The organism is Streptococcus salivarius, assembly GCF_002094975.1.
Classification (GTDB): Bacteria; Bacillota; Bacilli; order Lactobacillales; family Streptococcaceae; genus Streptococcus; species Streptococcus salivarius_D.
Map to the genome: position 1 here is coordinate 1646414 of NZ_CP015283.1, position 24301 is coordinate 1670714.

Sequence of the window (24301 nt, forward strand, 5' to 3'; positions counted from 1 at the left end):
GATGAAAAAGAGATTTTTCGCCGTATTTAGCCTAATTTTGGCTGCGGTCTTTTTGGTTGCCTGCTCGTCACAGAGTACAGGTGAGAAGAACTGGGAAAAGATTGAGAAACGTGGGAGCATCAAGGTTGCGACTGCTGGAACACTTTACCCACAAACCTACCACGATGATAAGAATAATCTGACTGGTTATGACGTTGAGATTCTCAAAGAAGTTGGAAAACGTCTTAAGTTGAAAATTGACTTCACGGAGATGGGCGTGGATGGCATGCTTACTGCTGTAAATAGTGGTCAAGTCGATATCGCTAACTACTCACTCGAAGATGACAACAAGAACGTTAAAAAATTCTTGCGCTCTGAACCATACAAGTATTCATTCACTTCTATGGTAGTTCGTGAATCAGATAATTCAGGAATTTCTTCATGGAAGGACCTCAAAGGCAAGAAAGCAGCCGGTGCTGCAAGTACCAAGTACATGAAGATTGCCAAAAAAATGGGTGCTGAACTCGTCGTATATGACAATGTTACCAATGACGTTTATATGCAAGACTTGGTAAATGGTCGTACAGACGTTATCGTCAACGATTACTACTTGCAAAAGATGGCAGTAGCTGCTATCAAAGATAAGTACCCTGTTAAGATCAACGACGGCATCTACAGTAACCCTTACTCAACAAGCTTTACTTTCTCATTGAAGAATAAAACCCTTCAAGAAAAAGTTAATAAAGCTATCAAAGACATGAAGAAAGATGGTACCCTTACCAAGATTTCAGAGAAGTTCTTTGCTGGTCAAGACGTTACAAAGAAAACCAAAGTTGACTACACTGAGATTGATATCTCTGATGTTGAATAATATGAGCGATCCAATTGGATCGCTTATTTGCTAAAGAAATGTTTAGAAAGATAGACTTATGATTATTGATTTTTCACTGATTCTAAAAAGCATTCCCTATGTTCTATCAGGTTTGCCCTATACATTGGGGATCTCCCTTTTAAGCTTTATGGTGGGGAATGTATTTGCCATCATCCTTGCCTTTATGCGGATGTCGCAAAAACCTTGGTTGAAGTATCCTGCCCGTGTTTATATTTCCATCATGCGTGGCGTCCCTATGTTGGTCGTGCTCTTCATTCTTTACTTTGGTCTGCCTTACGTTGGTGTTCAGCTGCCCGCCCTTCTTTGTGCCTTTATTGGTTTCTTATGTGTTAGTGCTGCTTATATGGCAGAGATTTTTCGTTCATCCATAGCTGCCGTAGATAAGGGGCAGTGGGAAGCCGCTCGCTCTCTTGGTCTTCCGCAGAAGTCTATTATCCGTCGGATTATCTTACCTCAGGCCATGCGTATAGCAGTAGCACCACTTGGTAATGTCATTATCGACATGGTAAAGAGTTCCTCGTTGGCGGCTATGATTACAGTGCCTGACATTTTCCAAAACGCTAAGATTATCGGTGGGCGTGAGTATGACTACATGTCCATGTATATCCTAATCGCCCTTATTTACTGGACTTTGAGCTTTACTCTTGAACTGCTTCAAGGTTATCTTGAAAAACGTTTAGCTACCTATTGATTTTTGAAAAAATTGTTTGAATATCTAATAAAATGTTGAAATTTATTTAATTCTAATCTTATAAATGTGGTATAATAAAAACGATTTAAAAATCAGAAAGGTATTTTGGAATGAAGAAGAAAACAGTCGTTGCAACGACCGTATCAACCCTACTTGTCTCAACTGCCATCTTGGCCAATGCTGTCCATGCTGACGAGGTAGAAACTCATGCAACTATAACAGCACCAAGCACTGAAGTAGTAGCTACAGAGGCAACTACCAATGCGACATCTACTGTAGCAACAACTGCATCTAGCGAGTCTGCAGCACCAGTAGCTAGTTCAACATCAGTTGTTACTGCTTCAACAGCTGAAACAAGCGAAACACCCGCTGCTACAGCAAGTGAAACTGCAACTGTAGCAGCAACTCCTACAACAGAAGTCGTGACAAATGCTAGCACAAGTGCCAGCAACGACACTGTAACTGTCCTTCACACCAACGATGTTCATGGTCGTATGGTTGAAGATGATCGTAACGGGGTTATTGGTGATGCTCTTTTGTCTGGTATCGTAAATGATTCTCGTTCAAAAGGAACAACTCTTGTCTTTGACTCTGGGGACTCATTCCAAGGTCTTCCGATTTCAAACAGTTCTAAGGGTGAAGACATGGCAAGCGTCATGAATGCTGTTGGTTTTGATGCCATGACAGTGGGTAACCATGAATTTGACTTTGGTCTCGACCAATTGCGTCGTTTGAGCAAACAAATCAATTTCCCAATCATCACATCTAACGTATATGTAGATGGCGTCCGTCTTTTCCAACCATCTACAATCGTTGACAAAACACCTGGTGTTGATGGAGATGAAGTAGTCGTTATTGGTGTCACTACACCTGAGACAGCTACTAAGACACACCCACGTAATATCCCTGGTGTCTCTTTCACTGATCCTATTACTGAAGTTAAGGCTGTTGTTGACCAAGTGGAATCAAATGCCCGTGCCGAAGGTAAGGAATACAAGACTTATGTTGTCCTTAGTCACTTGGGGATTGATACAACAACTCCAGTTGAATGGCGTGGATCAACTTTGGCAGAAGCTCTTTCAAATTATGCACCTTTGAAAGGAAAACGTGTTCTTGTCCTTGATGGTCACTCACACACTCTTCACACAGCGACATACGGCGATAACGTTACTTACAACCAAACTGGTAGCTACCTTAACAATGTTGGCCGCGTCGTTTATAATTCTGACCGTGTCTTGTCACATGGTGTGATCTCACACGACGAAGCTAAGAAAAATTATCAAGTTAACCCAACAGTTAAAGCTATGATTGATGATATCCAAACTAAGTACAAGGCGGGTTCCTCAAAAGTCGTTATTGAAAATAGCCCAGTTAAACTTAGCGGTGACCGTATGGACGTTCGTGTTCGCGAAACTAACCTTGGTAATGTGGTCGCCGATGCTCTCTTAGATTACGGACAATCAGCCTTCACACACAAGTCTAACCTTGCCGTGACAAATGGTGGTGGTCTTCGTGAAACAATCGCCAAAGACAAACCAATCACTAAAGGTGATATCATTGCCGTTCTTCCATTTGGTAACTCAGTTGCTCAAATTCAAGTAACAGGTCAAAATATCCATGATATGTTTGTCAAATCTCTTGGTTCTATTCTCCAAGTTGACGAAAGTGGTAAAACTGTTCTGGACGAAAATGGCCAACCTCTTCTTGAACCATCTGGTGGTTTCCTTCAAGTCTCAGGAGCTCGTGTTTACTATGACACAACTCTTCCAGCTGAAAAACGTATCTTGTCAATTGACATTTTGGACCCAGAAACTGGTGTCTATAAACCACTTAACACTAACGAAACTTACTATCTTGTAACCAACGACTTCTTGGCTGCTGGTGGTGATGGCTTCACTATGCTAGGTGGTCCTCGTGAAGAAGGTCCTTCAATGGACACAGTCTTTGCTGATTACTTGACACGTGCAGACCTTTCTAAGTATGCCGTTATCAATCCAAACTCACGTACCATTTCAATTTCAAGTGCTGATTTTGCTGCCTTGAACAAAAAAGAAAATGTAGCAGACCCTACACTTAATCCATTGAAACCAGTCACTCCATCAACTATTACTAAAGATTTAGAAACTAGCAAACCAGTGGTGTCTAAAGTAGTGACAACGCCTAATGGAAAAGTATTCTTCATTTCAACAAGAAGCGAAGCACTTAAAGAAACTGAAAAAGTGACAGAAGCTTCTGCCCAAACTGAAATCCTTCCTACAACAGGTGACAAGGGCTCACACGCAGGTCTCCTCGGACTTGGTATGTTGCTCACTCTCTTTGGACTTAGTGGTAAACACAAAGGCAAAGAGAAAAACTAAGAAGTTTGCAGATAAAAAAAGAGTTAACCATTTGGCTAACTCTTTTTTGTTTTCTTCTTGTTGCTATGTGTTTTTCGATACTGGCTTGGTGTTTGGTCGTAATAGTGTTTAAATTGGCTGTTGAAATTGGATAGGTTATTAAAACCAACATTAGTAGCAATTTCCAAAACTGGTTTAACGCTATTACGAAGCTCCTCGCAGGCAGCATTGACTCTTGCCTGAATGATAAATTCTGTACAAGAGGTACCTGTATGTTGCTTAAAAATCGTCATAAAGTGGGTCTTACTATACCCCATAAGCTCTGATAACTTTTCAATCGTGAGATTTTCGGAATAATGTTGGTTAATGTAATCAATGATTTCCCGAATCTTTTCATTCTTACGATAATGATCATCAGAAGTTTTTCGCTCTACCAAACGATAGAAGTAGAGGAGGTAGATTAATTCTTCAAGTTTTGACTTGAGAAGAAGTTCATAGTGACGATCTTTCTGACGAATCATCTTAAAAATCTCAAAGAGGAGAGCTTTGATTTCCCTATACCCCTCGTCTGACGGTCTCAGGCATTGTTTAAACTTGAAATTAGAATTCTGTAAAGGCTGTAGGTAGCGTAGACTAAGCGGATCCACCAGCGACTGCCCCAACATATCCAAATGAAAATGTAGGGTGTCCGTATGATGAGGCTGATTATCTACGGGGTGAATCGAATGAAGGCCATTCGGACGTATTAAAAAGATATCTCCAGCCTGACTATCAAAATAGTCATAATCAATATGATAACGAGCAGTCCCCTCATAAACATATTGAATCTCAAGCTCAGGATGCCAATGAAAAAGAATATCAGGGCGCCCATTTTCAACCTTGGTTTCCGTCAATCGAAATGGAAGCAGATTATCGTCAAAGTCTATCAAATGTTTTAAATCAGTATCAGTAGTTGCTTGACTCATGGCAAACCTTTCAAAATCATAGGATAGTACCATGATAGCATTTTCTTTCTTAAAAAGCTTGAGTAAATCGTCTGATGGTATTGATAGGTTTTATTTTACATAATTTTATTTCTGTATTTATGATGCAAAAATAAAAAGATGACAGAGCATCTTTTTACATAAATTTAGTTATGTTTATTTTCCTAGACAGAACTGGCTAAAGAGTTGTGTAATGAGTTCATCTGGGGCAGCGTCACCAGTAATTTCTCCCAGAATTTCCCAAGTGCGTGTCATATCAACCTGTAGGAGGTCAACAGGCATGCCTAATTCAAGACCTTGATTGACTGCTTCAAGGCTTTCGAGGGCTTTTTCAATGAGTGAAATGTGACGGGCATTTGAGAGATAAGTAGCATCTTTCTCCACTAGACCAGCATTATCAAAGAAGAGCTGATTGATACGATCTTCAATTTTGTCAATGTTTTCATTCTTGAGGACTGAAATTGGGATAACATCTTCAGGAAGCTCTTCCATTTGGATTGCTTGTGGAAGGTCTGTCTTATTTAGGAGAATGATACGATTGCTATTTTGGCTGATTTCGAGTAATGTACGGTCTTGCTCAGTTAACGGTTCCGAGCTATTAAGGACAAGAAGAACCAGGTCAGCCTCTTCGAGAGCTTTCTTAGAACGTTCCACACCAATCTTTTCAACAACATCATCTGTGTCACGGATACCTGCGGTATCAATTAACTTAAGTGGAACGCCTTTGATATTAACGTATTCTTCAATGACATCACGTGTTGTACCCTCAATGTCTGTAACGATAGCCTTCTCCTCACGTAGGAGATTGTTAAGAAGACTAGATTTTCCGACATTTGGTCGACCAATGATTGCTGTTGAAAGACCTTCTCGTAGGATTTTTCCTCGTTTGGCAGTAGCCAAAAGATTTTCTAGAAGTGCTTGGAATTCTTGAGTCTTTTCACGGACAAGATTTGTAGTAACTTCTTCAACATCATCATACTCTGGATAATCAATATTCACTTCGACTTGAGCTAAAGTGTTAAGGATTTCTTGGCGAGTGTTGTTAATGAGATGCTTGAGCGAACCATCAAGTTGAGAAACGGCAACGGCCATAGCCTTATCAGTCTTAGCACGAATCAAGTCCATGACAGCTTCAGCCTGGGTCAAGTCCACACGACCATTCAAGAAGGCACGTTTAGTAAATTCTCCAGGTTCGGCCATACGAGCACCAGAACGGATAAGGAGTTGAAGGATTTCATTGGTTACAGCGACACCACCATGGGTGTTGATTTCCACGACATCCTCACGCGTAAAGGTCTTTGGTGCACGCATAACACTGACCATGACTTCATCAATGGTTTCATCATTTTCCACGATATGACCGTAATTGATAGTATGTGAAGCGACCGTTTCTAAATTTTTTCCTTTGAAAACCTTATTAGCAATAGCAACTGCATCGGTTCCAGATAGGCGAACGATACCGATAGCACCTTCACCTAAAGGTGTTGAAATTGCAGTAATCGTATCAAATTCTTTGGTAATTGACATAGTTATTCCTTTGGATTTTTTCTGAATTAGTTGTAAAATGATTTAATTTCATTGTAACGCAAAAGACCAGTAGTAGCAAGGATTGGTGCCGATAAAGTCAAGAAAAAAGAGCCTAGGCTCTTTTTGTTTATTTGTGACGTTCAAAGTATGATTTAGTTTCTTTGAAGATGATTGGTGAGAGAACAAGGAGGGCAATCAAGTTAGGCAATGCCATCAAACCGTTTACGATATCCGCAATTTTCCAAACAACATCAAGTGTGAGGTATCCACCAAGGGCAACCATGACTACAAAAATGAGGCGGTAGAGTGGAAGGAATTTCGTTGATTTGAAAATGAATTCGAAACAACGTTCACCGTAGTAAGACCAACCCAAGATTGTTGTAAAGGCAAAGAGAACCAAAGAAAGTGTTAAGGCAATTTCACCAAATGTACCAAAAACAGAAGAGAAGGCTGCTTGTGTCATTGGGGCACCTTCTAGGCTACCTGACCATTGACCCGTTACAAGGATAGCAAGACCAGTAAGCGTACAGATGATAATCGTATCAATGAAAGTACCTGTCATTGAAATCAAACCTTGTTCAACAGGTTCTTCAGTCTTAGCAGCAGCTGCAGCGATAGGAGCTGATCCAAGACCTGACTCATTAGAGAAGACACCACGCGCAATACCAAGACGCATAGCAACCATGACTGTTGCACCAGCAAAACCACCAACGGCTGCTTTACCAGTAAAGGCAGATTGGAAGACCATTCCAAGGACTGGAAGAAGTTGATTAAAGTTAGTAAAGATAACCACAAGAGCTGCTAAGATATAGAGCCCAGCCATAAATGGTACGACCTTTTCAGAAACTTTAGAGATAGATTGGATACCACCAAAAATGATAGCAGCAGTGATAAGAGCAAGAATGACACTTACGATTTTTGGTGACCAGTCAAAGCTATTTTGAAGTGAAGCGGTGATTGAGTTAACTTGAGAGAAAGTACCAATCCCCAACCATGCAACAAGCACACCTGCAAAGGCAAAGAAGTAGGCCAAAGGTTTAGCAATTGTTTGCCATTTCCCAGAAAAACCGTGTGTGATGTAATACATTGGACCACCAGAGACATTACCTTGGTCGTCAAGTGTACGGAATTTAATAGCCAAAAGACCTTCGGAATATTTGGTTGCCATACCAAAGAAAGCGGCAATCCACATCCAGAAAAGGGCACCTGGTCCACCAGTCTTGATGGCAGTAGCTACACCGACAATGTTACCTGTACCAACAGTTGCTGCGAGAGCAGTCGCAAGGGCTGCAAAACTAGAAATATCACCTTCCCCTTTATCTTCAGCAAAGATAAGTTTAAAAGCTTTAGGAAGACGAAGAACTTGCAAAAGACCAAGACGAATTGTAAGGTAAATCCCAGTTCCTACAAGAAGGACCAGAAGGGGTGGACCCCAGACAAAATCATCAATGGTAGTAAAAAAGTCTAACATAAATTTACAATCTCCTTTAACCGAGACGTCAAAAAAGAGGTTTGGCTTGACCAGACCTCTGAGAATACAAAGCTATTACTACAAGTTAAAAAACTTGCGATGCTTTCTGTCCTTTTACCTGAGAGTTTCGGTTGTTACCCCTTGCCCCTTCGGTGTCTTGTATACAGCTAAGGCTGCTTCAAGATCTCTCCAGAAGTCCGTCAATCACCAGTCATCCTGATGACATCACTCGGTTCTTATTTTATTGTGATTCTATCTTATCGAAAAAAACGAACAGTGTCAACACTAATTTTCATCAAAACTATAAAAATCCGAATATTATTCTTTAGAATGTCTTCCTCTAAAGCTAGGAATATGGGCAATCTTAAGCAAAGTACTTCCAATAAAAACAAACAATTATCTTCTAAAGTTATTTCAGATCCATTATGAATAGAATCTGCATTTTCATCCAAAAAATGATAAAATAGTAGAGCTTATTTTTGAGAATGGAGAATATGATGAACCCATTATTAACTGGTATGAATGACAAACAGGCCGAAGCCGTCCAAACGACTGAGGGGCCTTTATTGATTATGGCTGGTGCAGGATCTGGGAAGACACGTGTGCTTACCCACCGCATTGCCTACCTCATTGACGAGAAAATGATTAACCCCTGGAATATCCTAGCCATTACCTTTACCAATAAGGCAGCTCGTGAGATGCGTGAACGTGCTATGGCTTTAAATCCAGCAACTTCAGAAACCTTGATTGCAACCTTCCATAGTATGTGCGTGCGAATTCTTCGTCGTGAAGCGGACCATATTGGCTACAACCGAAACTTTACTATCGTAGATCCTGGTGAACAACGTACTTTGATGAAACGTATTCTCAAGAATCTTAACCTAGATCCTAAGAAGTGGAATGAACGTGCCATCTTAGGGACGATTTCCAACGCCAAAAATGACCTCTTGGATGAAGTGGCCTACGAGCACCAGGCCGGTGATATGTACACCCAAATTGTTGCTAAATGTTATAAGGCCTATCAAGAGGAGCTCCGTCGTAGTGAAGCTATGGATTTTGACGATTTAATTATGATGACTTTGCGTCTCTTTGACAAAAATCCTGATGTTCTCGCCTATTATCAGCAGCGTTATCAGTATATTCACGTGGATGAGTACCAAGATACCAACCATGCTCAATATCAGTTGGTAAAACTCTTGGCTTCTCGCTTCAAGAATATCTGTGTCGTAGGTGATGCTGACCAATCAATCTACGGTTGGCGTGGGGCTGATATGCAGAATATCCTTGATTTTGAGAAGGACTATCCTGAAGCCAAGGTAGTTCTCTTGGAAGAAAACTACCGTTCAACCAAGAAAATTCTCCAGGCGGCCAACGAAGTCATCAAGAACAACCGCAATCGCCGTCCTAAAAAACTTTGGACTCAAAATGATGACGGTGAACAAATCGTTTATTACCGTGCTAATGACGAGCGTGATGAAGCTGTTTTTGTTGCTTCAACTATTGATAACATTATTCGTGAAGAGGGTAAGAACTTCAAGGATTTCGCTGTACTTTATCGTACTAATGCTCAGTCTCGTACTATCGAGGAAGCCTTGCTCAAGTCTAATATTCCTTATACCATGGTTGGTGGTACCAAGTTCTATAGCCGTAAAGAAATCCGTGATGTCATTTCTTACTTGAACTTAGTTGCCAATCCTGCGGATAATATTAGCTTTGAACGTGTGATTAATGAACCTAAACGTGGAGTTGGGCCTGGTACGCTTGAAAAGATTCGCACCTTTGCCTATGAGCAAAACATGAGTCTCCTAGATGCATCAGCTAATATTATGTTGTCACCGATCAAGGGGAAAGCAGCTCAGGGCGTTTACGATTTTGCTAACATGATTCTGAATCTACGTGACCAGCTAGATGGGCTAAGCATCACTGAAGCTGTAGAGACAGTTTTAGATAAGTCTGGTTATCTGGATGCTCTTTCTATGCAACAAACACTTGAAAGTCAAGCACGCATTGAAAATATTGAAGAATTCATGTCTGTTACTAAGAATTTTGATGAAACCAACACCGATGGTACGGAAGACGAGACTGGTATTGACCGTTTAGGCCGTTTCTTGAACGATCTAGCGTTGATTGCTGATACGGACGATGGTGATATGGAAGCAGCAGAAGTAACCTTGATGACTCTCCATGCTGCTAAAGGACTTGAATTTCCAGTTGTCTTTCTTATCGGTATGGAAGAGGGGGTCTTCCCTTTGTCTCGTGCCTCAGAAGATCCAGAAGAACTCGAAGAAGAGCGTCGCTTAGCTTACGTAGGTATTACCCGTGCTGAAGAGATTCTTTTCCTTACCAACGCTAATACACGTACGCTTTTCGGTAAGACTAGCTATAATCGTCCTAGCCGTTTCTTGCGTGAAATTTCAGATGATTTATTACAATATCAAGGTCTAGCTCGTCCAGCCAATTCATCATTTGGTGTTCGTTTTACAAAGGAAGAGCCAACACAATTTGGTCAAGGCATGAGTTTACAACAAGCGCTTCAGACCAGAAAAGCAAATGCACAACCTCAAAGACATACGGGCGCTCAGCCATTTTCAAAAGCTACTGGCGGACTACCTTTTGGCAAGACTTCAGACTCTGGCAATTCAGCTACTGACTGGGAAATCGGAGATATCGCTCACCACAAGAAGTGGGGAGATGGTACCGTTCTAGAAGTAACTGGAAGTGGCAAGACGCAAGAACTTAAGATAAAATTCCCAGAAGTTGGACTTAAAAAGGTTTTAGCAAGTGTAGCACCTATTGAGAAGAAATAGAAAGGGACCGAAAGGTCCTTTTTATAAGCCCTCCCTATCACATTGATAAAAAATTTCTATTAGACAGCCAGCTTTTCTGGGTGTAGAATGAAGTCAACTTTTGTTTTGGAGGACACCCATATGTCACGAGAATTTTCATTTGAAACCTTACAATTACACGCTGGACAAACACCTGACAAGGAAACAAAATCACGTGCGGTTCCAATTTACCAAACAACTTCATATGTTTTTGACGATGCTCAAGAAGGTGAAGATCTCTTTGCCCTTAGAAAACCGGGTAATATTTACACACGTATTACCAATCCAACAGTAGCAGTACTTGAAGAACGTATTGCAGCCCTCGAAGGTGGTGTTGGTGCCTTGGCTACGGCTTCAGGTATGGCTGCAATCACCTATGCGGTCCTTGGTTTGGCACATGCTGGCGATCATGTTGTTGCTGCGACAACCCTCTACGGTGGAACATTCAATCTCTTAAAAGAAACTCTTCCACGCTATGGTGTCACAACAACTTTTGTAGATGTTGACAATCCTGAAGAAATTGAAGCTGCTATCAAAGATAATACCAAACTTGTCTTGATTGAGTCTTTGGGTAATCCGCTTATCAACATTCCTGATTTTGAAAAGATTGCTGAAATTGCTCACAGCCATAAGATTCCATTGGTTGCTGACAATACTTTTGGGACTCCATATCTCATCAATGTTATCTCCCATGGTGTAGATATCGTAGTTCATTCTGCGACTAAGTTTATCGGTGGACATGGAACAACTATCGGTGGTCTTATCGTCGATTCTGGTAAATTTGACTGGGAAGCTTCAGGCAAGTTCCCACAATTGGTTGACGAAGACCCATCTTACCACAATATCAGCTATACACGTGATGTTGGTCCAGCAGCATTTATCACTGCCCTTCGTACCCAACTTTTGCGTGACACAGGGGCTGCCTTGGCACCTTTCAATGCTTTCTTACTTTTACAAGGACTTGAAACACTTTCACTTCGTGTCGAACGCCATGTCGAAAATGCTAAAAAAATCGTAGACTTTTTGGAAAATCATCCAAAAGTTGAAAAAGTTAACTATCCTGGATTGCCATCAAGTCCTTACTATGACTTGGCACAAAAATACTTCCCTAAAGGACCAGGTTCTATTTTCACTTTCCATGTTAAAGGTGGACAAGAAGAAGCACGTACCGTTATTGATAATCTTGAAATCTTCTCAGATTTGGCTAACGTTGCTGATGCAAAATCTTTGGTGGTTCACCCTGCAACAACAACTCACCAACAATTGGCAGAAGCAGATTTGCTAGCTTGTGGTGTCACTCCAAATCAAATTCGTATCTCAGTTGGTTTAGAAAATGCAGATGATTTGATTGAAGATTTAAAACTAGCCCTTGATAAAATTTAAGTATTCTGATACTAAATATTTTAACCAGCTCTATAGCTGGTTTTTTGTTATACTACCCCTATGAAATTTGTTTTTGATTTGGATGGAACCCTATGTTTTGATGGTATGACTATGTCAAAAGAACTACAAGAGGTTCTTTTAACAGCACCTAAATACGGTCATGAGATTATTTTTGCAACAGCACGCTCTTACAGAGACTGTCTTAGTATTTTGGAGGGAGAATTGAAAAAGCTGACAGTAGTTTTGGCTTAAACGGTGGTGAAGTCTTTCAAGATGAGTGTTTAGTATCGCAATACACAATACCTTCTTATGCTCTCAGAACGATTGTTAGCTACTGTGATACCTATAATCTCCCTTATTTTATTGATGATACCTTTAATTATGCTATTCAAAATCCTGAACAGATTCCTTTCCTTTCAAATGTTGACTCATTAAATAAAGCAAGGATTTTGCCTGTCCAAGAACTTAATAAGCCCATTAAAGCTGTTATTCCACTTGCAGAGCATGAGGATATCCGAGAAGACCTTATCTTTAATCTAAACAAACTGGAATGTTTAGACCTTATTTACCACGATATAGAAAGGTGTCTCTACATTAATCCTAAAGGAGTGACTAAGGCTAGTACAGTTTTAAACCACTTTGGCAGAAACTTTGTAACTTTTGGAAATGACCAAAATGATATTTCTCTTTTCAAAAATGCTATATATGATGTGCAAGTTGGCAATTATCCTTACCTGAAAGACTTTGCGGATGAAGTCATTCCTGCAATTAATACAGTGATTGCGAAAAAAATTAAACAACTGTTTGAAAAGTTCTAAACAAATGCTTAGTCTTCTTGCTCTATTTACAGTACAATAGTAAAAAAAGTATTGGAGGACTAGCATGCCAACATTTATTGGAAAACCAGTTACAGTAGCAGAAGACAAACAACTTCAAGTTGGAGATACCTTGCGTGACTTTAATTTGACAGCAACAGATTTAACGAAAAAATCACTTTCAGAATTCGATGGAAAGAAAAAAGTTATCTCTATCGTTCCATCAATCGATACTGGTATTTGTTCAACTCAAACACGTACCTTTAACAAGGAATTGTCAGAACTAGATGATACTGTAGTTATTACTATTTCAGTGGACCTACCATTTGCACAAGCTCGTTGGTGTGGTGCTGAAGGACTTGAAAATGCCATCATGCTTTCTGACTACTATGATAATAGTTTCGGTAAAGACTATGGTGTCCTTATTGAAGAATGGCACTTGTTAGCGCGTGCAGTATTAGTGGCAGACGCTGACAACAAGATTACTTATGTCGAATATTTGGACAATATCAATACTGATCCAAACTATGAAGCGGCAGTAGCAGCAGTTAAAAGCTTATAAAAAGGGGCCCCGGTCTCTTTTTTATTTTGCCTTTCTTACAGTTTTTACTTGCAAAAGTATTAGCTTCTTGCTATTATTGTATAGCAATACTCAATACGGATAGTAAAATATAAAAAGGAGATTCAATGTCTGAAAAAGAAAGACCTCAACTGATTATCGATTACGAAGCTAACACAGACAAACTTGTTCGTTTAGGCGATGTTGTCGATCAATTTAAAGGAAAAGCTGTCCCTGCTAAGGCAGAACCTGGCGAATTCGCTGTCATTAATCTATCGGATATGACACCCAACGGCATTGCTTACGATGACCTAAAAACATTTTCTGAGGAACGCCGCAAACTTTTACGCTTTCTCTTAGAAGATGGAGATGTGCTTATTGCATCTAAGGGAACTGTTCAAAAAGTTGCCGTTTTCGAAGATCAGGGCAAGCGTGAAGTTGTTGCCTCATCCAATATTACAGTATTACGACCTAAGGAAAAACTCCGTGGTTTCTACATAAAGTTCTTCCTTGAGACCGAAATTGGTCGGGCCTATTTAGATTATGCTGATAAGGGAAAGGCTGTCCTCAATTTATCGACAGCTGACCTCTTGGACATCAAAATTCCTGAGATACCGATTGTTAAGCAAGATTACCAAATTGCGGCCTATCTACGTGGGCGTGCCGATTTCCACCGTAAGATGGTTCGTGCAGAGCAAGAGTGGGAAAATATCCAACACAATGTTACAGAAGCTCTATTTGGAAATTAACCAAAAGCCAGCAAACTAGGATTTGTTGGTCTTTTTTTATTATTCTCGTGTATAATGGTAGTAGTAAATATGTTATTAGGAGGTCATTATGACTACCAACACCATAGATTTATCACAACCAGTCGCAACAATCATAAAAGAGCATCCAGAAGTTAAGGATTTACTGATTAGCCTTGGTTTTAAGCCCTTGTCTAACCCAGCTATGCTAAATACTGTCGGTAAGGTGACCAGTCTAAAAGCTGGCTCTAAGTTAGCTAATATTCCCCTAGATAAGATCAAGCAAACCTTACTATCCAATGGTTATGATGTCATCGGAGACTAATATGGAAAACAATCGTATTCAAATACTCAAAGAAATTCTCCTAGATTTACACCATGGAGCCAGTCCTGAGAGTGTTCAAGAGCGCTTCAATCAACACTTCAAGGGAGTATCTGCCCTTGAAATCTCTATGATGGAGCATGAATTGATGTCATCTGAAGATGGGGTTACCTTTGAAGATGTTATGAGCCTTTGTAATGTCCATGCTAACCTCTTTAAAGGAGCTATTGCTGATGTGGAAGTGGCAGACGCTGATCAAGAGGGTCACCCTGTCTATGTCTTTAAACAAGAGAATTTAGCCCTACGTTCAGCTATTCTCCGTATCCGACGTATCATAGAAAATATCAGTAAGCCTGAAAATGAAGACTTTAAATCTGACCTAGTCAATGGACTTAAACATCAGATGTCTTTATTGGGACAATTCCATAACCATTACACACGTAAAGAAAAGCTCTTCTTTCCAATAATGGAGCGTTATGGTCATGATTCTCCTCCAAAGGTTATGTGGGGAGTAGACGATGATATCCGAAAACTTTTTAGAGCGGCAGAAGCTAAACTAAAAGAACTTCCAGATGCTGATTTAGAAGAATTTTCAAAGTCCTTTGAAGCTTTCTCAGAAGAATTTGAAGCCATGATTTTCAAGGAAGAAGCTATCTTACTTATGATTCTGCTTGAAACCTTCACGCAGGATGATTGGCTTTCAATTGCCGAAGAAAGTGATGCCTATGGCTATGCAATTATAAAACCTACAGCCGTCTGGAAACCTAAGCGTGAGCGTTTTAAGAAAGACAATACGGAAACATCGCAAGAACAGTCAGGTCTGAGCACTGACGCACATACGGGCAATACCCGAATTATTGAAACCCCAGAAGGGCAATTCACCATCAGCTTCACCCCAAAACCAAAAACTGAAACTGTCGTAGATAGAGAAACAACGCAACCTTTTGGCAATGGTTATCTTTCTGTGGAGCAGGCCAATCTTATTCTAAATCATCTCCCTTTGGAAATTACTTTCGTCAATAAAGACGATATTTTCCAATACTATAATGATAATGTTCCTGCCAATGAAATGGTTTTTAAACGAACACCTAGCCAAATTGGACGAAACGTTGAACTTTGTCATCCGCCAAAAGTGCTTGATAAGGTCAAGAAAATCTTTGAATTACTAAGGAGTGGAGAGCGTGACCAAGTTCCAATGTGGTTCAAATCTGAACGTTTAGGAAAATTCGTCTATGTTACCTATGCAGCTGTTAGAGATGACAAGGGAGACTTTCAGGGCGTCTTAGAGTATGTGCAAGATATTAAACCTTTCTTTGAACTGGAAAGCGATCTTAAAAGAGATATTGATTAAAAAGCTAGTAGTCCTGCGACTGCTTATGACTATAATCCGTAAGAGGTTAGAGACTTTGCTCTCTGCCTCTTTATGTTTCTACCTAGCTCTTTAGGATTGCTTTTGATATAATTAAAAGTATGATTTCAGGAATTATTAATCTAAAAAAAGAGGCTGGAATGACCAGTCATGATGCTGTATTTAAACTACGCAAAATATTACAAGAGAAAAAAATCGGACATGGTGGTACCCTTGATCCAGATGTTACTGGTGTCCTACCTATAGCAGTTGGAAAAGCGACTCGTGTCATTGAATACATGACTGAAGCAGGGAAGGTCTACGAAGGAGAAATTACCATTGGCTTTTCGACAACTACCGAGGATGCTAGTGGAGAAATCGTCCAAATAACTCCAGTAACAGAGCTTGATGAAGAAGCCGTTGACAAGGCAATGGCAAGTTTTGAGGGAGAAATCACACAAATTCCCCCTATGTACTCAGCAGTTAAGGTCAACGGAAAGAAACTTTATGAGTACGCACGCGCTGGAGAAGAAGTAGAACGTCCACAACGTCAAGTGACCATTACCGAATTTGTCCGTACCTCACCCATCGAGCTAGAAAACGACACTGCGAGATTCACCTTCCGTGTTGCTTGTAGCAAGGGAACTTATGTCCGTACCTTATCTGTTGATTTGGGTGCTAAACTCGGCTACGCGAGTCATATGTCTGCTCTTCGTCGAACAGCCTCAGCTGGTCTAACCTTAGATAAGGCACTAACACTCTCACAAATTTCAGAAATGGTAGAAGCAGGGGATACGTCCTTCCTCCTTCCTATCGAATTTGGTGTTCAGGATCTGCCAACAGTACAAGTCACTGAAGATGATGCTAAAGAAATCTCATTTGGTCGCTTTATTGCTATTGATAGCCAAGAACCCTTGGTTGCGGCCTTTTTAGAAGACAAAGTTCTAGCCATCATGGAAAAGCGAAATCAAGTTTATAAACCTAGAAAAGTATTAAGTCAATGAAAATAACTTCTATTAACGATTATAAAGATATCCATCAGGAAAAGGGTACAGTCCTTGTCTTAGGCTATTTCGATGCGCTTCATCGTGGTCACAAGGTCCTTTTTGATAAGGCGCGCCAGATTGCTGATGACAAACAACTTGAAGTAGCTGTCCTTACCTTTAATGAAAGTCCTCAACTGACTTTTCAACGGTATACAGATGATCTCCTTCTGCATATTACAGCACCTCAAAGGCGTTGTGATCTTTTTGAAGCCTATGGAACAGATCAGCTTTATTTAACAGATTTCAATAGTGATTTTGCCCGAACGAGTTCAGATGATTTCATTGCCCGCTATATTAAGCGTTTAAAAGCTCAAGAGGTTGTTGTGGGCTTTGATTACAAGTTTGGCCATCATCGAACAGATGTGGACTATCTTGCCCGTAATTTTTCTGGTAATGTCCATGTCATTGAAGAGCAACAAAGCGATGGTGAAAAGATTTCGTCAACACGTGTACGTCAATTAATACGAGAAGGTAATGTTAAAGAAGCCAATAAACTTCTTGGCCACGAATTCTCGACACGTGGCATCGTGGTACATGGTGATGCCCGTGGACGAACCATTGGTTTTCCAACTGCTAATTTAGCACCAATCGACAGAACTTTTCTACCTGCTGATGGCGTCTATGTTGCTGATGTGGTGATTGATGGTAAACGCTATCGTTCCATGACTAGCCTAGGTAAAAACGTTACCTTTGGGGGAACAGAACTCCGCCTTGAAGCCAATATCTTTGATTTTGAAGGCGATATTTATGGAAAAACAATCGAAGTTTTTTGGCTAGATTATATCCGTGATATGATTAAGTTCAATAATATAGAGGAACTTTGTGCTCAACTGGAGGCCGATAAAAAAATCGCGGAAAAATTTTAAGAAAGCGTAGCCAAAACTAATCAAATAATGTATAATGATTAGGAATGTTAAAGTGAAAGGGGTGTTTGCATGGTAACTTTATTTTTATCACCTAGCTGCACCAGCTGTAGGAAAGCACGAGCTTGGTTGACCAATCATGAAGTTGCTTTTGACGAACACAATATTATCACGAGCCCATTAACTCACGATGAGTTGATGAAGATTTTGTCTTACACGGAAAATGGTACTGAAGATATCATTTCAACCCGTTCAAAAGTCTTTCAGAAGCTGAATATCGATGTGGATGATTTGACCATCAAGGAACTCATTCAACTGATTTCTGAATATCCAAATCTTCTTCGTCGACCTATTATTTTGGACAACAAACGCATGCAAATCGGTTTCAACGAAGATGAAATTCGTGCCTTTTTGCCTCGTGATTATAGAAAGCAAGAATTGCGTCAAGCGACCATTCGAGCTGAAATTGAGGGTAACAATGACTAAAGGAAATTATTCCTACCCACTCGATCCATCATGGAGCACTGAGGAAATTACCACAGTGCTTCATTTTTTGAGTCAGGTAGAAAAAGCATACGAGAGCAAGGTTGACCGTGACCAACTCTTGCAAGCCTATAAGGCATTTAAAACCGTTGTTCCAGGTAAAGCGCCTGAAAAGCAACTAGACAAGGCCTTTGAAGAAGCTAGCGGTTTTTCAACCTATCAAGCTGTCAAAGCTGCTAAAGCAAAAGATAAAGGATTTGTATCACTTGGAAAATAAACTGATTTTCGCCAAAGAAATCATCAAAGAAGCTGGTGCTTTTATTAAAGAAAGTTTAAGTAAAACAATCACGGTCGAAGAAAAGACAGCTTTTGATGATTTAGTCACTAATATTGACAAACAGACACAAGATTTACTCGTGGCACGTATTAAATCTGCCTTCCCTTCAGACAATATTTTCGCTGAAGAAAATGGCTTGGTGCATAATATCAAGGATGGAAACGTCTGGGTCTTGGATCCAATTGATGGAACGGTCAATTTCATTGTCCAACAAGATAATTTTTGTGTGATGATTGCCTACTATGAAGAGGGGCAAGGAAAATTTGGTCTCATTTATAACGTCATGGCTGATCAACTTTTCTATGGTGGTGGCCAGTTTGATGTATATTGTAATGACAAATTGCTTCCAGCCTATAAAAGTCGACCTTTAGACCGGTGCCTAGTCGCTAGCAATGGAGCTATGTATGCTAAAAATTTTCACGGCTTAAAAGACCTTATTGATAAGACCTTGGGCGTTCGTGTCTACGGTGGTGCTGGTTTAAGCATGTCAAAAGTCCTATCTGGTCAAATTTTAGCTTACTTTTCAGTAATTTACCCATGGGACTATGCCGCAGCAAGTATTATGGGAGAAAAATTGGGTTATCACCTTGAGACCATTACTGGAGAACCACTGGATTATTCTAGTCGTCAAGCTGTGATGCTTGTCCCTAAAGACAGACTTGAAGAAATCAAGCATATTATGGGCTCAGAAAATTAATTTGAAACATAAAACCATACTGGACAAATCAGAACAGCAAGTTCTCTTGGTTAGTCCAGTTTTTTGATAGAAAGGAAACTATGCAATTTCCATCAGACTTTATAGAAAAATATAATAACCTCCTTAGAGATGAAGCTGAGGACTTCTTTGCATCTTTTGATCAAGAAGCCGTATCCGCCTACCGCACCAACCCTTTGAAAAAGCAACAGAAGGACTTTCCTGATGCTATCCCTGAAACACCTTGGGGCCATTACGGTAAAATTTCCGGAAAATCTGCCGATCATGCAACTGGTTTGGTATATTCTCAGGAACCAGCTGCTCAAATGGTTGCTCAAGTAGCAGCTCCTGCCAAGAGAAGTCGTGTCTTAGACTTGGCAGCTGCTCCAGGCGGAAAGTCTACTCATCTTCTTAGTTACCTAGATAATACAGGACTGTTGGTCAGCAATGAAATCAATCCAAAGCGTAGCAAAATTCTGGTTGAAAACATTGAGCGTTTTGGAGCGAGAAATGTTATTGTGACAAACACGTCAGCTGATAAACTAGCCAAAGTTTTCAAAAATTATTTTGATACGATTGTCTTTGATGGACCCTGTTCTGGCGAAGGAATGTTCCGTAAGGACCCTGATGCAATCCAATATTGGCATAAGGAGTATCCTAGTGAACTGGCACAATTGCAGAAGGATATCTTGTCAGACGGTTTGAAGATGCTCGCTCCTGGTGGTCAATTGATCTACTCAACTTGTACCTGGTCTCCTGAGGAAAACGAAGGGGTTGTCGCTTGGATTTTAGAAAATTATCCTGATCTCGAATTGGTGGAAATCCCTAAATGGAACGGCATGAAAGGTGGGATTGATTTTCCAGAAACAGCTCGAATGTATCCGCACCATTTCAAAGGTGAAGGTCAGTTTGTGGCAAAATTCCAGGATAAGCGCGTGGCTGAGCAGGCACGTATCAAAGAGGGAAAATCTAACCTAAACAAGGAGCAGAAGCAACTCTGGGAAGATTTTGCAAAAAAACACCTTAAGACTCGTCTAGATGGTTTACTCCAAGTTTTTGGGGACAATCTCTATCTGCTTCCTAAGGGACTTCCAGACCTATCTAAAGTTAAAATCGCTCGTAATGGACTGCATCTTGGTGTCTTTAAGAAAAAACGTTTTGAACCAAGTTTTGCTCTTGGAATTGCGTTAACCTCAGATGAAGTTGTTTCAAGTATAGAGCTAATTCAAGACCAGTTTGCCCAATACGTTTCTGGTAATGTGGTCACTCTAGATCAAGCGCAACCAAACGGTTGGTATCAGCTTTTAGTGGATGGCAATGGATTTGGATTTGCCAAAATCGTTGGAAACACGGTTAAAAACTACTATCCTAAGGGATTGAGATTCCATGTATAAGGGCCTGTAATCAAACTTTAATATGACTTAATTATCTTATACTTGGTATAATTAGATAGATGTCTTTTTACAGCATATATATAAGACACTTTCTTACTTAAGTTACAAAATGTCGGAGGACAAAAATGAAAAAAACAAAAGTCCTTGCAGTGATTATGTCACTGGCAATGGCCATGCTAGTCTTAACTGGCTGTGCCTCTTGGATTGACCGTGGCCAGTCCATTACAGCAGTTGGTTCTACGGCCCTTCAACCCTTAGTGGAGGCGGCAGCAGATGGGTTCGCTGAAAAGAACCCTGAGAATATCGTTAACGTCCAAGGTGGCGGTTCTGGTACTGGACTTTCTCAGGTACAATCCGGTGCCGTTCAAATTGGTAACAGTGACCTTTTTGCCGAGGAAAAATCTGGAATCGATGCCAGTAAGCTTGTTGACTATCAAGTTGCCGTTGCTGGAATTGCAGTGATTACAAACAAGGAAGTTTCCGTAGATAACTTGACAAGCGAACAACTTCGCAAGATTTTCACTGGGGACATCACAAACTGGAAACAGCTTGGTGGTAAAGACCTAGAGATTACTATTATTAACCGTGCAGCTAGCTCAGGATCACGCGCAACTTTCGATGCAGTGATTATGGACGGCAAATCGCCAATCCGTACCCAAGAGCAAGATTCTAATGGTATGGTTAAGTCAATCGTTGCTCAGACACCAGGTGCTATTTCATACCTGTCATTTGCTTACCTTGATGATTCTGTTAAAACATTGAAGTTAAATGGATTTGAACCAAAAGCTGAAAATGTTGCAACTAACGATTGGCCTATTTGGTCTTACGAGCATATGTATACCAAGGGAAAACCAGATAGCTATACCAAACAATTCTTAGATTACATGATGAGCGACGAAGTCCAAGAAAACGTCGTCGCAAAAATGGGTTACATTTCCATCCATAGCATGAAAGTTACAAAGGATGCTGATGGTAAAGTCTCAAAGAAGAGTGAGGAGTAAGCATGAAAAATGAAGAATTGGTGAAACAATTAACATCACCCTCTAAAAATTCACGCCTCGAGAAGTTTGGTAAAACAATCACTTTCCTTTGCCTAGCTTTGATTGTTTTTATCGTAGCCATGATTTTACTTTTCGTTGCTCAAAAAGGGCTGGCGACTTTCTTTGTTAATAAAGTTAGCTTGATCGAGTTTCTCTTTAGTGGCGATTGGTCGCCATCTGAAGGCAAGTTCGGAGCTCTTCCAATGATTTTGGGATCATTCGTAGTTACCTTGCTCTCAGCCTTGGTAGCAACGCCATTTGCCATTGGAGCAGCCATCTTTATGACTGAAATTTCTCCGAAAGGGGCTAAATTCCTACAACCAGCTATTGAACTTTTGGTTGGGATTCCATCTGTTGTTTATGGATTTATTGGTCTCCAAGTGGTGGTTCCATTTGTTCGCTTAATTTTTGGTGGAACAGGTTTTGGTATTCTTTCAGGTACCTTTGTCTTGTTCGTCATGATTCTACCAACCGTAACCTTTATGACAACAGATACGCTTCGTGCAGTGCCTCGTCACTATCGTGAAGCTAGTCTTGCCATGGGAGCTACACGCTGGCAAACGATTTGGCGTGTGACACTTAACGCTGCTAAACCAGGTATTTTCACGGCCGTTATCTTTGGTATGGCCCGTGCCTTTGGTGAGGCTCTTGCCATCCAAATGGTTGTCGGAAATTCCGCAGTGATTCCAACTTCTTTAACGACACCAGCAGCGACATTGACATCTGTCTTGACTATGGGAATCGGAAATACAGTCATGGGTACTGTTTCAAACAATGTCCTTTGGTCTCTCGCCTTGGTGCTCTTATTGATGAGTCTTGGTTTCAATATGTTGGTGAAATTCATTACCCGTGAGAGAAAGAGAAATTATGAACGCTAAAAAAATTGATAAAATTGCCATCGGCACACTCTATGTGATTGCTGGCATTATTGTAACAATCCTGGCAGCCTTGATTCTCTATATCTTGGTTCGCGGGATACCACATATCAGCTGGTCATTCTTGACTAGTCGATCATCATCTTACAAAGCTGGTGGAGGAATTGGGGTTCAACTCTACAATTCATTCTTCCTTTTGGTTATTACCCTGATTATTTCTGTGCCTCTTTCTATGGGAGCAGGAATCTTCTTATCAGAATATGCTAAAAAAGGACGACTTACCAACTTTGTTCGTACCTGTATTGAAATCCTTTCTTCACTGCCTTCAGTAGTGGTCGGACTCTTTGGTTACTTGATTTTCGTTGTCCAATTTCAGTATGGATTTTCAATCCTATCAGGTGCCTTGGCCTTAACGGTCTTTAACTTGCCACAAATGACTCGTACAGTTGAAGATAGCTTACGAACAGTCCACCATACCCAACGTGAAGCTGGGCTAGCTCTAGGCTTATCTCGATGGGAAACGATTTTACACGTTGTTCCAGAGGCCTTACCTGGTATTGTTACTGGTATCGTTCTTGCTTCTGGTCGTATTTTCGGGGAAGCAGCAGCGCTTATCTATACAGCAGGTCAATCGGCACCAGCACTTAACTGGAGCGACTGGAATCCGCTTAGTATCTCTAGTCCAATCTCGATTTTCCGCCAAGCAGAAACACTTGCTGTTCACATCTGGAAGGTCAACTCAGAAGGTACGACACCTGACGCCACTGCAGTATCAGCTGGTTCAGCAGCAGTACTCTTGATTTTCATTTTGATTTTCAACTTTGGTGCACGTCGTTTGGGAGCTTACCTCCATAAGAAATTAACATCCGCTTAAAGGAGTTATCATGACAAAATACAATTGGGACGAGCGTCATATTATCACCTTCCCAGAGAAGGAGCTCGCTCTTGAAACAAAGGACTTGCATGTCTATTATGGTCAAAAAGAAGCCATCAAAGGCATCGACATGCAATTCGAGAAAAATAAAATCACGGCTCTTATTGGGCCTTCAGGATGCGGAAAGTCAACCTTTCTTCGTAGCCTAAACCGAATGAATGATACGATTGATATTGCTAAGGTTACTGGACAAATCCTTTATCAAGGTGTCGATGTCAATGCAAGTAATATCAATGTTTATGAAATGCGTAAACATATTGGAATGGTTTTCCAACGTCCAAATCCATTTGCCAAGTCTATCTACAGAAACATTACCTTTGCTCACGAACGTAAAGGTGTAAGAGATAAGCAAACTTTGGACGAGATTGTTGAGACATCACTTAAGCAAGCAGGTCTTTGGGATCAGGTTAAAGATGATCTTCATAAATCTGCCTTTACGCTATCAGGTGGTCAGCAGCAACGTCTTTGTATTGCAAGAGCTATTGCCGTGAAACCGCAGATTCTTCTCATGGATGAACCTGCAGCTTCATTGGACCCTGTAGCTACTATGCAGCTAGAAGAGACCATGTTCGAACTTAAGGAAGATTACTCTATTATCATCGTGACGCACAATATGCAGCAGGCAGCGCGTGCTAGTGATTATACAGCATTCTTCTACCTTGGTGATCTTATCGAATATGATGAAACCAAGAAAATCTTCCAAGATGCCGCCCTACAGTCAACCAATGACTATGTATCAGGACGTTTTGGATAGAAAG

The 24301-nt window shown here is 40.6% G+C and carries 24 protein-coding genes and 1 riboswitch; of the genes, 21 read left to right on the forward strand and 3 right to left on the reverse strand.

Annotation, left to right across the window (positions count from 1 at the left end):
- Position 1: 1 nt before the first annotated feature.
- The 3 genes from V471_RS07720 to nt5e all read left to right on the forward strand — a co-directional run bounded on the left by V471_RS07720 (position 2) and on the right by nt5e (position 3919).
- Complete coding sequence (locus V471_RS07720) at positions 2 to 850, forward strand: transporter substrate-binding domain-containing protein (RefSeq protein ID WP_049553698.1); 849 nt, start codon at positions 2 to 4, stop codon at positions 848 to 850.
- A 58-nt stretch (positions 851 to 908) separates the two neighbouring features.
- Positions 909 to 1562 carry an amino acid ABC transporter permease gene (locus V471_RS07725; protein WP_049553697.1) on the forward strand — a complete coding sequence of 218 codons (654 nt, stop codon included), beginning with the start codon at positions 909 to 911 and terminating at the stop codon, positions 1560 to 1562.
- Positions 1563 to 1672: 110 nt separating this feature from the next.
- Positions 1673 to 3919, forward strand: coding sequence for a cell surface ecto-5'-nucleotidase Nt5e (nt5e, locus tag V471_RS07730; RefSeq protein WP_084871367.1), 2247 nt, complete (start codon positions 1673 to 1675; stop codon positions 3917 to 3919).
- A 35-nt stretch (positions 3920 to 3954) separates the two neighbouring features.
- On the opposite strand, the gene V471_RS07735 is transcribed toward nt5e, so the two are convergent.
- The 3 genes from V471_RS07735 to V471_RS07745 form a co-directional block, all read right to left on the reverse strand.
- Complete coding sequence (locus V471_RS07735; protein ID WP_079119912.1) at positions 3955 to 4896, reverse strand: AraC family transcriptional regulator; 942 nt, start codon at positions 4894 to 4896, stop codon at positions 3955 to 3957.
- A 141-nt stretch (positions 4897 to 5037) separates the two neighbouring features.
- The gene (gene mnmE / locus V471_RS07740; protein ID WP_045768697.1) at positions 5038 to 6408 is read right to left on the reverse strand and encodes a tRNA uridine-5-carboxymethylaminomethyl(34) synthesis GTPase MnmE; all 1371 of its coding nucleotides are present in this window, start codon (positions 6406 to 6408) and stop codon (positions 5038 to 5040) included.
- A gap of 127 nt (positions 6409 to 6535) precedes the next feature.
- Entirely contained in the window at positions 6536 to 7879 is a 1344-nt protein-coding gene (locus V471_RS07745; protein ID WP_004182511.1) for an alanine/glycine:cation symporter family protein, read from the reverse strand.
- A 96-nt stretch (positions 7880 to 7975) separates the two neighbouring features.
- Positions 7976 to 8082, reverse strand: a riboswitch (glycine riboswitch).
- Positions 8083 to 8376: 294 nt separating this feature from the next.
- Here V471_RS07745 and pcrA point away from each other — a divergent pair.
- From pcrA to pstB, 18 genes are all read left to right on the forward strand, one after another.
- Positions 8377 to 10686, forward strand: coding sequence for a DNA helicase PcrA (gene pcrA / locus V471_RS07750; RefSeq protein ID WP_049529184.1), 2310 nt, complete (start codon positions 8377 to 8379; stop codon positions 10684 to 10686).
- A gap of 120 nt (positions 10687 to 10806) precedes the next feature.
- Complete coding sequence (locus tag V471_RS07755; RefSeq protein ID WP_225901257.1) at positions 10807 to 12087, forward strand: O-acetylhomoserine aminocarboxypropyltransferase/cysteine synthase family protein; 1281 nt, start codon at positions 10807 to 10809, stop codon at positions 12085 to 12087.
- A gap of 60 nt (positions 12088 to 12147) precedes the next feature.
- Complete coding sequence (locus tag V471_RS11335) at positions 12148 to 12339, forward strand: HAD hydrolase family protein (protein ID WP_252370842.1); 192 nt, start codon at positions 12148 to 12150, stop codon at positions 12337 to 12339.
- Between the two features lie 47 nt (positions 12340 to 12386).
- Complete coding sequence (locus V471_RS07760) at positions 12387 to 12905, forward strand: HAD hydrolase family protein (protein ID WP_269747141.1); 519 nt, start codon at positions 12387 to 12389, stop codon at positions 12903 to 12905.
- 64 nt (positions 12906 to 12969) lie between these two features.
- On the forward strand, positions 12970 to 13464 hold the full coding sequence (tpx, locus tag V471_RS07765; RefSeq protein ID WP_037611582.1) for a thiol peroxidase: 495 nt from the start codon (positions 12970 to 12972) through the stop codon (positions 13462 to 13464).
- 125 nt (positions 13465 to 13589) lie between these two features.
- Positions 13590 to 14210, forward strand: coding sequence for a restriction endonuclease subunit S (locus tag V471_RS07770; protein ID WP_014633121.1), 621 nt, complete (start codon positions 13590 to 13592; stop codon positions 14208 to 14210).
- Positions 14211 to 14298: 88 nt separating this feature from the next.
- Positions 14299 to 14532, forward strand: coding sequence for a DUF1858 domain-containing protein (locus tag V471_RS07775; protein WP_084871368.1), 234 nt, complete (start codon positions 14299 to 14301; stop codon positions 14530 to 14532).
- Position 14533: 1 nt separating this feature from the next.
- Positions 14534 to 15880, forward strand: coding sequence for a DUF438 domain-containing protein (locus V471_RS07780; protein WP_045768700.1), 1347 nt, complete (start codon positions 14534 to 14536; stop codon positions 15878 to 15880).
- Between the two features lie 119 nt (positions 15881 to 15999).
- Complete coding sequence (truB, locus tag V471_RS07785; RefSeq protein ID WP_014633124.1) at positions 16000 to 16881, forward strand: tRNA pseudouridine(55) synthase TruB; 882 nt, start codon at positions 16000 to 16002, stop codon at positions 16879 to 16881.
- Positions 16878 to 17789, forward strand: a complete 912-nt coding sequence (locus V471_RS07790; protein WP_014633125.1) for a bifunctional riboflavin kinase/FAD synthetase — start codon at positions 16878 to 16880, stop codon at positions 17787 to 17789. Before truB ends, V471_RS07790 begins: the two co-directional genes overlap by 4 nt.
- A gap of 69 nt (positions 17790 to 17858) precedes the next feature.
- Positions 17859 to 18272 carry a Spx/MgsR family RNA polymerase-binding regulatory protein gene (locus tag V471_RS07795; RefSeq protein WP_013990597.1) on the forward strand — a complete coding sequence of 138 codons (414 nt, stop codon included), beginning with the start codon at positions 17859 to 17861 and terminating at the stop codon, positions 18270 to 18272.
- A complete protein-coding gene (locus V471_RS07800) occupies positions 18265 to 18546 on the forward strand; it encodes a UPF0223 family protein (RefSeq protein WP_004182521.1) in 282 nt (93 codons plus the stop codon). The genes V471_RS07795 and V471_RS07800 overlap by 8 nt, the downstream gene beginning before the upstream one ends.
- A complete protein-coding gene (locus V471_RS07805; protein WP_084871369.1) occupies positions 18536 to 19303 on the forward strand; it encodes an inositol monophosphatase family protein in 768 nt (255 codons plus the stop codon). Before V471_RS07800 ends, V471_RS07805 begins: the two co-directional genes overlap by 11 nt.
- A gap of 80 nt (positions 19304 to 19383) precedes the next feature.
- Entirely contained in the window at positions 19384 to 20694 is a 1311-nt protein-coding gene (locus V471_RS07810) for an RsmF rRNA methyltransferase first C-terminal domain-containing protein (RefSeq protein ID WP_084871370.1), read from the forward strand.
- 125 nt (positions 20695 to 20819) lie between these two features.
- Entirely contained in the window at positions 20820 to 21695 is an 876-nt protein-coding gene (locus V471_RS07815; RefSeq protein ID WP_084871371.1) for a phosphate ABC transporter substrate-binding protein PstS family protein, read from the forward strand.
- A 2-nt stretch (positions 21696 to 21697) separates the two neighbouring features.
- On the forward strand, positions 21698 to 22612 hold the full coding sequence (gene pstC / locus V471_RS07820; protein WP_002885101.1) for a phosphate ABC transporter permease subunit PstC: 915 nt from the start codon (positions 21698 to 21700) through the stop codon (positions 22610 to 22612).
- Positions 22602 to 23483, forward strand: a complete 882-nt coding sequence (gene pstA, locus V471_RS07825; protein WP_084871372.1) for a phosphate ABC transporter permease PstA — start codon at positions 22602 to 22604, stop codon at positions 23481 to 23483. Before pstC ends, pstA begins: the two co-directional genes overlap by 11 nt.
- Positions 23484 to 23493: 10 nt before the next feature.
- Complete coding sequence (gene pstB / locus V471_RS07830) at positions 23494 to 24297, forward strand: phosphate ABC transporter ATP-binding protein PstB (RefSeq protein WP_003092580.1); 804 nt, start codon at positions 23494 to 23496, stop codon at positions 24295 to 24297.
- The last annotated feature ends 4 nt before the right edge of the window (positions 24298 to 24301 follow it).

Excerpts from the sequence above, each read along its gene's own strand:
- nt5e (WP_084871367.1), top strand. The coding sequence starts at position 1,673 with ATGAAGAAGAAAACAGTCGTTGCAACGACCGTATCAACCCTACTTGTC.
- V471_RS07815 (WP_084871371.1), top strand. The coding sequence starts at position 20,820 with ATGAAAAAAACAAAAGTCCTTGCAGTGATTATGTCACTGGCAATGGCC.
- pcrA (WP_049529184.1), top strand. The coding sequence starts at position 8,377 with ATGAACCCATTATTAACTGGTATGAATGACAAACAGGCCGAAGCCGTC.
- V471_RS07795 (WP_013990597.1), top strand. The coding sequence starts at position 17,859 with ATGGTAACTTTATTTTTATCACCTAGCTGCACCAGCTGTAGGAAAGCA.
- tpx (WP_037611582.1), top strand. The coding sequence starts at position 12,970 with ATGCCAACATTTATTGGAAAACCAGTTACAGTAGCAGAAGACAAACAA.
- truB (WP_014633124.1), top strand. The coding sequence starts at position 16,000 with ATGATTTCAGGAATTATTAATCTAAAAAAAGAGGCTGGAATGACCAGT.
- V471_RS07745 (WP_004182511.1), bottom strand. The coding sequence starts at position 7,879 with ATGTTAGACTTTTTTACTACCATTGATGATTTTGTCTGGGGTCCACCC.
- V471_RS07810 (WP_084871370.1), top strand. The coding sequence starts at position 19,384 with ATGCAATTTCCATCAGACTTTATAGAAAAATATAATAACCTCCTTAGA.
- V471_RS07775 (WP_084871368.1), top strand. The coding sequence starts at position 14,299 with ATGACTACCAACACCATAGATTTATCACAACCAGTCGCAACAATCATA.
- V471_RS07780 (WP_045768700.1), top strand. The coding sequence starts at position 14,534 with ATGGAAAACAATCGTATTCAAATACTCAAAGAAATTCTCCTAGATTTA.
- V471_RS07790 (WP_014633125.1), top strand. The coding sequence starts at position 16,878 with ATGAAAATAACTTCTATTAACGATTATAAAGATATCCATCAGGAAAAG.
- pstA (WP_084871372.1), top strand. The coding sequence starts at position 22,602 with ATGAACGCTAAAAAAATTGATAAAATTGCCATCGGCACACTCTATGTG.
- V471_RS11335 (WP_252370842.1), top strand. The coding sequence starts at position 12,148 with ATGAAATTTGTTTTTGATTTGGATGGAACCCTATGTTTTGATGGTATG.
- mnmE (WP_045768697.1), bottom strand. The coding sequence starts at position 6,408 with ATGTCAATTACCAAAGAATTTGATACGATTACTGCAATTTCAACACCT.
- V471_RS07770 (WP_014633121.1), top strand. The coding sequence starts at position 13,590 with ATGTCTGAAAAAGAAAGACCTCAACTGATTATCGATTACGAAGCTAAC.
- V471_RS07720 (WP_049553698.1), top strand. The coding sequence starts at position 2 with ATGAAAAAGAGATTTTTCGCCGTATTTAGCCTAATTTTGGCTGCGGTC.
- pstB (WP_003092580.1), top strand. The coding sequence starts at position 23,494 with ATGACAAAATACAATTGGGACGAGCGTCATATTATCACCTTCCCAGAG.
- V471_RS07725 (WP_049553697.1), top strand. The coding sequence starts at position 909 with ATGATTATTGATTTTTCACTGATTCTAAAAAGCATTCCCTATGTTCTA.
- V471_RS07755 (WP_225901257.1), top strand. The coding sequence starts at position 10,807 with ATGTCACGAGAATTTTCATTTGAAACCTTACAATTACACGCTGGACAA.
- V471_RS07800 (WP_004182521.1), top strand. The coding sequence starts at position 18,265 with ATGACTAAAGGAAATTATTCCTACCCACTCGATCCATCATGGAGCACT.
- pstC (WP_002885101.1), top strand. The coding sequence starts at position 21,698 with ATGAAAAATGAAGAATTGGTGAAACAATTAACATCACCCTCTAAAAAT.
- V471_RS07735 (WP_079119912.1), bottom strand. The coding sequence starts at position 4,896 with ATGGTACTATCCTATGATTTTGAAAGGTTTGCCATGAGTCAAGCAACT.